Below are 4,083 nucleotides of genomic sequence, written 5' to 3'. Positions count from 1 at the left end.
CGCGCCCACGGCGGTGCCCGGCGGCAACAGCGCGCACCTGGAATACCGCCTCACCCTGGTCCAGGCCGGCCCGGTGGCGGTGAGCGCCTACTTGGCCCCAACGCTCGACTTCACCAACACCGCCGGCCTGCACTACGCCGTGTCGCTCGACGATGAAGCCCCGCAAATCATCAACCTGCACACCGGCCTGAAGCCCGGCGAAAGCAACCTGGTGTGGGAGCGGGCCGTGGCCAGCAACATCATCCTGAAAACCTCGCAGCACAACGTGGCGGCGGCCGGCCCACACGTGCTCAAGTTCTGGCGCGTCGACCCCGGCGTGGTGCTCGAAAAGCTGGTGCTGAGCCAGGGTGAGTTGCCTGCGACCTATCTTGGCCCGCCTGAAACGGCCGCCGGCAAAAGCGCCGCCCCGTAGCGCCTCTCCCCCTGACCCCGCTCCGGGGGAGAGGCGCCGGTCATGCCCCGATATGAATTGAATCATTGAACGCTCCCCCTCTCCATCGGAGAGGGGCGTGCACCGCAGGGGTCTCGTTAGGCGAACCGTCCGCGCCACCCGCTCCCGTAACTCTTTCCAATGAAAAAAACGCTTCTCCTCCTTGCAGCTGCGCTGCTCCGTATGTCGGCTCTTTCTGCACAATCGATTGAGTTGACAAATCCCATCCTCAGCGGCTTTTATCCCGACCCCAGCATCGTGCAGGTTGACAAGGATTACTACCTCGTCAATTCCACCTTTTCGTACTTCCCCGGCATTCCGGTGATGCACAGCCGCGACCTCAAGAACTGGGAGCAGGTGGGCAACGTCATCAGCCGGCCCTCGCAGATGAATTTTCTGGGCGACCGCGTGACGCGGGGCCTATTTGCGCCGGCCATTGAGTACCACAACGGTACGTTTTACGTGACGTGCACACAGATTGACCACCGGGGCAACTTCGTGGTGACGGCCAAAAACCCCGCCGGGCCGTGGAGCGACCCCGTGTTTCTGCCCGAGGTGCGGGGCATCGACCCCTCGCTGTTTTTCGAGGGCGACAAGGCTTACGTGGTGTACAACAGCGACCCGCCCGGCAACGTGTCGCTCTACTCGGGCCACCGCACCATTAAGGTGATTGAGCTGAACCCGGCCACGCTGCAAACCGTGGGCGAGGCCAAGATTGTGGTGAACGGCGGCGTCGACATCAGCAAAAAGCCGGTCTGGATTGAGGGGCCGCACCTGATGAAGCGCAACGACTGGTACTACCTCTACGCGGCCGAGGGCGGCACGTCGGTGAACCACACCGAGGTGGTGTTCCGCGGCAAGTCGCCGTGGGGGCCGTTTGTGCCCTACGAGCGCAACCCCATTCTGTCGCAGCGCGAGCTGCCCGCCGACCGGCCCAATCCCATCACCTCGGCCGGGCACGCGCAGTTTGTGCAGGGGCCCGACGGGCAGACCTACGCCGTGTTTCTGGCCGTGCGGCCCTACGACGGCAACCACTACAACACCGGCCGCGAAACCTTCATCGTGCCCGTGACCTGGAAAGACGAGTGGCCCGTGATGAACCCTGGCCCCAACGGCGTGCAGTACCGCTACCGCGCCAATTTCCCCGAGGTGAAGCTGAAAGGCGCACGGCCCCAGAGCGGCAATTTCGCCTACACGCTCACCTTCGAGCAGCGGCTCGACCCGGCCCTGCTGTTCCTGCGCAGTGTCGACAGCGCCAGCTTCGCGCTGAGCAAAACCAACGGCCTCACGCTGAGACTCAAGCCCGAAACTTGCGCCGGTACGGGCAACCCGTCCTTCGTGGGCACGCGCCAGCAGCACCAATTCTTTACTACCGAAACCGAGCTGAATTTCACGCCCAAAGGCGACGCCGAACAGGCTGGCCTGGTGGTGTTTCAGGACGAAAAGCACTTCTACTTTCTGAGTAAATCAACGGCCGGAGGCAAGCCGATACTCGCCCTGTTGCAAAGCAGCGTTTATCCGGATGTATCAAATCTGGTAGCCCAAGCTCCGCTGAAATCAGCTGCTTCGAAGTTATGGCTGCGCGTCGAAGCCGCGGGCGACACTTACAGCTTCAGCTTTTCGGAGAACGGTAAATCTTGGACGACGCTCAAGGACAAGGTGGATGCCCACTTCCTGAGCACCCAAACCGCGGGCGGCTTCGTCGGCTGCCTCGTGGCGATGTACGCCACGTCGTCGGGCCAGCCTACCACCAATTCCGCCGCCTTCAAGTGGCTGAAATACGCCGGGAACGACCCGGTGTACCGGAAGTAGCGGCCGGAGCGGCGTGCTGCGGTATTTCTCTTTTCCTCCTGCTCATTCGTCTGACTTTCTTCTGCTTCGCGCTCATGCTGCTCGGGGCCGCCACCCGGACCGCGGGTTCTGTGCTGGTCAGCAGTCCCGACGGGGCCATGCAGGTGAGTCTGACGCTCCGGCACGGGGCGGCTTCGTGGTGCAGCCGTAGGGGTGGCCATGTTCACTACTCACTGCCGCGCCCGGGGCCGGCAATAATTTTCCAGCTAATCAGCCGATGAAGCCATTTGTCGCCATCCGAAACGCCGCTGCGCTCTTGCTGAGCTTCGCCCTGGCAAGCACCGCTTTCGCCCAAAAAGCCCCCATGGAAGCACCCAAGGGCTTCGACCAGCCCGTGGCGGGTACGGCCACCGGCCGGCTGGACAGCATCAGCTACCCATCTAAGACCGTGGGCACGGTGCGCAGGGCGCTGGTGTACACGCCGCCAGGCTATTCGAACAAGAAGAAGTACCCGGTGCTGTACCTGCTGCACGGCATCGGCGGCGATGAGAAGGAGTGGCTGAAAGGGGGGCGCCCGCAGGTGATTCTGGACAATCTGTACGCAGCCGGCAAGCTGCGGCCCATGCTGGTGGTGATGCCCAACGGCCGGGCCATGCCCGACGACCGCGCCGTGGGCAACATCTACGGCCCGGACAAGGTGGCCGCGTTTGCCAACTTCGAAAAAGACCTGCTCACCGACCTTATTCCCTACGTCGAAAAGCACTACCCGGCCCTTACCAACCGCGAAAACCGGGCCCTGGCCGGGCTGTCGATGGGCGGGGGACAGTCGCTGAACTTCGGGCTGGGCAACCTCGACAAGTTTGCCTGGGTGGGCGGCTTCTCGTCGGCCCCGAACACCCGGCAGCCCGAGCAGCTGGTGCCCGACCCCGCCAAAGCCCGGAAGCTGCTCAAGCTGCTCTGGATTTCGTGCGGCGACCAGGATGGCCTGCTGCCCGTGAGCCAGCGCACGCACGAGTACCTGGTCGAGCACAGCGTGCCGCACGTGTACTACCTCGAAGCGGGCGGGCACGACTTCAAAGTCTGGAAAAATGGGTTGTACATGTTCTCGCAGCAGCTGTTTAAGCCCGTGGATGTGGCCGCGCTGCCCACCTACACGGTGCTGGGCACCCCGGCCGCCACCAACGTGCGCAACGCCAAATACCCGCAGCTGCTGCCCGACAACCGCGCCGTATTTCGCCTCAAAGCGCCCGGTGTGCAGAAAGTCCAGCTGGACCTCGGCCGCAAGTACGACCTGGCCAAGGACAGCAGCGGCACCTGGACTGTGACCACCGACACGCTGAGCCGCGGCCTGCACTACTACTCGCTGCTGCTCGACGGCCTGCCCGTGGCCGACCCCGCCAGCGACACCTTCTACGGCATGGGGCGCATGGCCAGCGGCATTGAGGTGCCGGGCCGCGGTACGGTTTACTACGCCCTGCGCGACGTGCCTCACGGCGAGGTGCGCGAGCGGCGGTTCTACTCGAAAGTGACCAATTCGTGGCGCCGGTTTTTCGTGTACACCCCGCCGGGCTACGACGCTGACCCCGCCGCCAGGTACCCGGTGCTGTACCTGCTGCACGGCGGCGGCGAAGACGAAACCGGCTGGGCCCGGCAAGGCAAAACGGCCCTGATTCTCGACAACCTCCTTGCTGACCACAAGGCCAAGCCCATGCTCGTGGTGATGCTCGACGGCAACATGGGCGGCCCCGGCGGCCTGGCCGGCTTCGGCGAGCCCACGCTCAAGCGCTTCGAAGACGAGCTGAAGCAAACCGTGCTACCCCTGGTGGAAAGCAGCTACCGCGCCGCGCCGGTCGCGCCGAACC

The 4,083-nt window shown here is 64.1% G+C and carries 2 protein-coding genes and 1 pseudogene; all 3 read left to right on the top strand.

The features are described 5' to 3' along the window. Positions 1-412, top strand: a pseudogene (locus tag ACYVDE_RS16375) (glycosyl hydrolase 115 family protein); the annotation flags it as partial. Between the two features lie 159 nt (positions 413-571). Further along, complete coding sequence (locus ACYVDE_RS16370; RefSeq protein ID WP_460502624.1) at positions 572-2,242, top strand: glycoside hydrolase family 43 protein; 1,671 nt, start codon at positions 572-574, stop codon at positions 2,240-2,242. A gap of 256 nt (positions 2,243-2,498) precedes the next feature. After that, on the top strand, positions 2,499-4,083 hold a 1,585-nt coding region (locus tag ACYVDE_RS16365), incomplete at its 3' end, for an alpha/beta hydrolase-fold protein (protein WP_460502623.1).

The sequence above is a fragment of the Hymenobacter agri genome (genome assembly GCF_054778495.1).
The sequence above is the reverse complement of the archived record's forward strand: the minus strand, read 5'-3'. Positions and strand labels throughout refer to the sequence as shown.